Consider the following 5,797-nt stretch of genomic DNA (forward strand, 5'->3'; position numbering starts at 1 on the left):
CCCCTCCGGCACCCCCAGCACCCCCAGCACCCGCCGGGCCACCTCGCGGCCGATGGGCAGCGAGGCGGTGGCGGCCGGGGACGGGGCGTTCAGGACGTGGATCATGCCGGGGGACTCGGCGAAGAGGAAGTCGTCGACGAGCGTCCCGTCGGGCAGCACGGCCTGGGCGCGCACCCCGGCCGGGGAGGGGACGAGGTCCTCCTCGCGGGCGGCGGGCAGCAGCCGGCGGACCGCTTCCGTGAAGGCCCGGCGGGACAGCGAACGGTGCAGCTCACCTGCGCCATAGCGCCAGTGGCGGCGGGCTATGTGCCAGGAGCCGGGGAAGGCGAGCGTCCCGGCGAGGTCGGCGGGGCGGACCGTGCGCCAGTCGTAGCCCTCCCGGGCCAGGGCGGGCACGGCGTTCGGCCCGATGTGGACGGAGCCGTCGACGCCGCGGGTGAGGTGGACGCCGAGGAACGGGAACGCCGGGTCGGGCACCGGGTACACCAAGCCGCGGACCAGGCCCGCGCGCTCCGGGGCGAGCGTGTAGTACTCCCCGCGGAACGGCACGATCCGCATCCCCGGGTCGTCGCCCGCCAGCCGCGCGACCCGGTCGCAGTGCAGACCGGCGCAGTTCACCAGGGCGCGGGCGCGGTGCACCGTGCCGCCGGCCGTACGGACCGCGACCCGGCCGGGGCGGCGCCCGATGGTGGTGACCTCCTCGCCGTACACGACCCGGGCGCCGTCCTCCTGGGCGAGGCGGGACAGCTGCCGCGACACCGCCCCGAAATCGCAGATACCGGTCGTACCGACATGGATGGCCGCCAGGCCGCGCACCTCCGGCTCGTACTCGGCGATCTGGGCCGGACCCAGCTCCCGCACCGGCAGGCCGTGCTCCCGGCCGCGCTGGATCAGCCCGTGCAGCCGGGGCAGCTCACCGCGCTCCGTGGCGACGATCAGCTTGCCGGTGACCTCGTGCGGAATGCCGTGCTCCGTGCAGAACTTGACCATCTCCGCGGACCCCTGGAGCGCGAAGCGGGCCTTCAGCGACCCCGGCGGGTAGTAGATCCCGCTGTGGATCACGCCGCTGTTGCGCCCCGTCTGGTGGCGGGCCGGGCCGAGCTCCTTCTCCAGCACCACGACGCGTATGCCGGGCATGGCACGGGTGAGGGCATGGGCCGTGGAGAGCCCCACGATCCCGGCCCCGATCACCAGCACATCGCAGTCGTACGCCGCCACTGCACCTCCCCAACCGCATGACCTCCGGCCCGCCCGGCACCGCGGGCCCGCGCGTCATCCCGACGACGTAGTCCATCATGACGCGCACCACTGACAATCCGCTGTGACCTCCGTCAGCCCCCGCCCGGCGAAGCCGCCCGAGAGCCGCCCGGAGGCCACTCCGGACCCGCCGCGGACCCGCCGCGAAGCCGCCCCGCCCCCTCCGGCGCTCCCTACACCGCCGCTCCCTACGCCGGCGCCGCCAGCAACGGCCGGGCCCGCTCCCGGAGTTCGACGACCCGCGGCTCGTCCCCGTACGGCTCCAGGCGGTGCAGCAGATCGCGCACGTACTCCGTGGTGCGCGCCGAGGAGATCCGCCCCGCCACCTCCACCGCGCGGGCGCCCGCCGCGCAGGCCGCGTCCAGATTGCCGGACTCCAGTTCGGCGACCGCGGACACGACGAGGCGCAGCCCGTGCGAGCGGACGAACTCCTCCGTGGGCCGGGACAGCGCCTGCTCGGTGAAGCGCCGCACCTGGCGCGGCAGCCGCAGGTCCCGATAGCACTCCGCGGCGTCCGCGGCGAACCGCTCGTAGGAGTAGAAGTCCAGCCACGACGGGTCCGGGTCACCGCTGCGGGAGCGCTCCAGCCAGCCCTCGGACGCCTTCAGCGCCACCTCGCAGGCGCGCGCCTCCCCGGCCTTGGCCTGCGCCCGCGCCTCCACCAGCCGGAAGAAGCTCATCGTCCGGGCGGTCGCCAGCCCGCGGTTCCGCTCCAGGGCCGCCTGGGCCAGATCCACCCCCTCGTCGGCGAACCCCCGGTACGTCGCCTGGAGGGACATCGACGCCAGCACATACCCGCCCAGCGGCACATCGGCGGCCGCCCGGGCCAGCCGCAGCGCCTGGATGTAGTACCGCTGCGCGGCCTCCTGCTGGCCCGTGTCGAAGGCCATCCACCCCGCGAGGCGGGTGAGTTCGGACGTCGCCCCGAAGAGCGCCCGGCCCACCTCGTCGCTGTACGAGGCGAGCAGCAGCGGCGCCGCGTCCACCCGGAGGCACTCCGGCACCATGGACGAACGCCAGTCGCCGCCCCCGTACTTGGAGTCCCAGCGCCGCGCGTCCTCGGCTGCCTCGCGCAACTTGGCGACGTCACTGTGGCCGACGTGCTGCGGGGCCCCGGCGTCACCGGCGGCCGCGGCGTCCTTGTCCCGCGCCTCGGCCGCCTCCCGCGCAACCGAACTGTCCGCCGGCGATATCAGCCACCGGGACGCGGGCGTCGCGTACGCGCTGACGGCGAAGGAACCGGCCAGACTCTGCCAGATGCCGCCGCCGCTGCCCCGCCGTCCGGCGAGATCGAGACGGTACAGCTCGGTCGCCGAGCGCACCGCCGCGCCCACGTCCCGCGGAAACGCCAGCCCCACCTCCGGCGCCGGATCCGCGTCCGCCAGCCCGATCTCGTGCAGCGGCACCGGACGCCCCAGTTTGCTGCCGATCGCGGACGCGATCAGATGGGGCGCGGCGCCCTGCGGCACCATCCCCTTGGAGACCCAGCGGGCCACCGACGTCTTGTCGTAGCGCAGCGTCAGGCCGCGTTGCGCACCGAGGTCGTTGACCCGGCGCGCCAGTCCGGCGTTGCTGATCCCCGCGAGGGCGAGAACGGTGCCGAGCTTTTCGTTCGGCCCGCGTGTATTGCTGGACATGCGCACCCCTCGACACAGCGACAGCCGCCCCGTACCCCGGGGCATGCGTCCACCCAGAGTAGTTCGCCGGATCCCGACCGTTAAGGGCCGGTGTCCCGGATGGCGAGATTCGTGTTCAAACGGGGGTGCGGGGATTGGCATGTGCTCCGGGTACGTGTGCCCATGCGCCCGTTCGTGCGCGCTGGCCGCCCAACTGCGGGCGCGCTTCGATGAGTTCCGCGTGGGTCGGCCCGCTGCACTGGATCCAGTGGGCTGGGGGACACCGCCACCTCATTCCCCGCGGGTGGCGGTCCGGTCCGGGAGGCGCAGCCCGCTTCCCGGACCGTCGCGGGGCCCGCACCGCCCGCCCGCCGCCGGCACGGCACCGCGCCCGGACCACCCGCCACGGCCCCAACTCGGCCGCGCCACACGGACTTTGGCCGAAAACCGACGTCCGATGCTTTCACGCCGCTGCCTGTCCCGGGGGCCACACGGGGGGTCATCCGGGGCTGGTGCCGGGGGGACGGGGCGTGGCGCGGTGTGCGTCCCCGGGGTGCGTCGAGGCGTCGCGTCCCATGGGGGTGCGAGGCGGTGCTGCCCCCCACGGGGGCGTACGGCTGCCCCCTACGGGGAGCGGGGGCACGGCCTACGGGAGCACGCCCCACCCCCGCACCCACGGGAAGCGAGACCCGCCCCCGTGGTCCCGCCCCACCCACACGCCACCCAGGACGCGGACGCCCCCGCACCCCACCCCCATGGCAGCATGGACCGCACGGCGGCGGCACGGACCGCCCGGCAGCTGGGAAAACCGCCGCACCGGACGGCCGCCGGCCACCGGGCGGACGGCGACGGGGAAGCGGGTGGAGGCGGCGATGCGCTGGTTGGTGGGGTGGAGCAGTTCCCCGGCCGCCAACGGGGAGAGCCGCGCCCTCCACCCGGTCGGCGCCCACCTCCTCTGGGACGGCCCCGACCCCCTCTGGGCCGTCGGCGACTGGCGCCCCCACGAGGTGCGCGTCGTCGAGGCCGACCCGGAGACCCGGCTCGCCGTCCTCGGGGTCTGCGGCGCCACCGACGACCAGTTGCGGGTCGGCCTGTTCGCCGCCCGGGGAGGCGCCCTGCGCCACCTCACCGCCTGGCCGGGCAGCTACACCGCGGTCGCCCGGGTGGGACGCCGGATCACCGTCACCGGGGACCTGGCCGGCGCCCGCCCCGTCTTCCACACCCGCTGGGCCGGCGGCACCGCGTACGCCACCGCCGCCCTGCCGCTCGCCGACCTCGTCGAGGCCGGACTCGACGTCGGCCACCTCGCCGCGCTCCTCGCCTGCCCCGACGCCCCCGAAGCGCTCGGCACCGGCACCCCCTACGACGGCGTCCACCGCATCCCGCCCGGCCACGCCCTCGTGCTGCGCAACGGCACCACCGAGACCGCCTCCTACGAGCCGCCCGCCTCCCTGGCCGTCGCCGCCCCCCAACTCGCCCCGCAGGAAGCCGTGGACGGCGTCCGGGACGCCCTCGTGGAGGCCGTCCGCGCCCGCCTGACGGCCCCCCGCTCCGCCCCCGACCCCGATCGGCCCGAACGCCTCGACCCCGGCCCGGTGCCCGGCATGGGCCCCGCCGAACGCCGCGCGGCCCGCGGCGGCCCCGCCCCCGGTATCGGCGCCGACCTCTCCGGAGGCAGCGCCTCCGGAACGCTCGCCCTCCTGGCCGCCGGCCTCCCCGGCCGCCCCGGAAGGATCAACGGCCACGGCGAACGCCTCCTGGCCGTCACCTTCAACGACCGCGCCACCCAGGGCGGCCACCCCGACCACGAGGAAGAACTGGCGCGCGCCCGCGGTATCGCCGACGATCCCCGGCTGCACCACGTCGTCGTCGCGGCCGGCGCCGAAGCCCTCCCGTACACCGGCCTCGACACCCTCCCGCTCACCGACGAACCCGGCCCCGCCCTCACCCTCGCCGCCCGCCACCGCAGGCGGCTGCTGTCCGGCGGCGCCGACCACTTCGTCGGCAACGGCGCCCGCCAGGTCCTCGACGCCCACCCGGCCCGCCTCGCCGACCTCCTCCTGGACCGCCGCCGGCGCCACCTGCTGCGCCCGGTCACCGCGCTCGCCCGGGCCGACGGGCCGTCCGCCCACTCCGTCCTCGTCCCGTTCACCGTCTACCGCGCCGCCCGGAAGCTCGCCCGCACCCCCTACGCCACCGGGATCGCCGAGGCCGCGCGGCTCCTGATGGAGCGGCAGTTCGCCGACGACCCGGTGGCGGGCGGCGCCGTGGACGCCTCCCTGGCCGCGCTCGCCTGGTGCCGCCCGGGGCCGGCCGCCCGCTGGCTCACAGGGGAGGCGCTCGCCGAAGTATCGGTTCGCCTCGGCGAGGCGGCGCACCGCTCACCCGCCGCCGGCCGCCCCGGCGAACGGCGCGCCCGCGCCGCCCTCGCCCGCCAGGCCGCCGACCACCGGGTCTTCGAACAGGCCGCCGAGGTCCGCAGCCAGCGGCTGCACGCCCCCTTCCTGGACAACCAGGTGGTCCTCGCCTGCCGCGCCCTCCCCGACACCCTCCGCGTCCAGCCGGGCGCCCGCGCCGCCGTCCTGCGCTCCGTACTGGCCGGCGCCGGCGTACGGGACCTGCCCCCGGGCTGGGGCGCCGCCTCCCCCCACCCGCACACCGCGGCGGCCCGCGCCGGCCTGCGCGCCGCCACCGGCCTCCTCCACCAGCTCTTCGACGCCCCGCTCCTCGCCGACGCCGGCCTCATCGAGGCCCGCGTGGTCCGCAAGGCCCTCCACGCCGCCGCCGACGGCGCCCCCGTCCCCCTCGACGGCCTCGCCGACCTCATCTCCACCGAACTCTGGCTCCGCCGCCTCCTGTCCCGCCGCGGCTCCTGCTGGACCGGCACCGAATCCCCCCGCCAACGCGCCCTCCCCACCGGCCTC

3 protein-coding genes are annotated in these 5,797 nt (G+C 76.7%); 1 reads left to right on the plus strand and 2 read right to left on the minus strand.

The window, feature by feature from the left end; translation table 11 throughout:
* A partial coding sequence (gene lhgO, locus ADL22_RS09910) for an L-2-hydroxyglutarate oxidase (protein WP_066975892.1) occupies positions 1–1,218 on the minus strand: 1,218 nt, incomplete at its 3' end.
* A gap of 227 nt (positions 1,219–1,445) precedes the next feature.
* Positions 1,446–2,894, minus strand: coding sequence for an MFS transporter (locus ADL22_RS09915; RefSeq protein ID WP_066975895.1), 1,449 nt, complete (start codon positions 2,892–2,894; stop codon positions 1,446–1,448).
* 851 nt (positions 2,895–3,745) lie between these two features.
* Between ADL22_RS09915 and ADL22_RS09920 the strand changes: the two genes are divergently transcribed.
* A partial coding sequence (locus ADL22_RS09920) for an asparagine synthase-related protein (protein ID WP_066975897.1) occupies positions 3,746–5,797 on the plus strand: 2,052 nt, incomplete at its 3' end.

The organism is Streptomyces sp. NRRL F-4489, assembly GCF_001509485.1.
GTDB lineage: Bacteria > Actinomycetota > Actinomycetes > Streptomycetales > Streptomycetaceae > Streptomyces.

Coding starts and splice junctions, on each gene's coding strand:
- ADL22_RS09915 (WP_066975895.1), bottom strand. CDS start 2,894: ATGTCCAGCAATACACGCGGGCCGAACGAAAAGCTCGGCACCGTTCTC.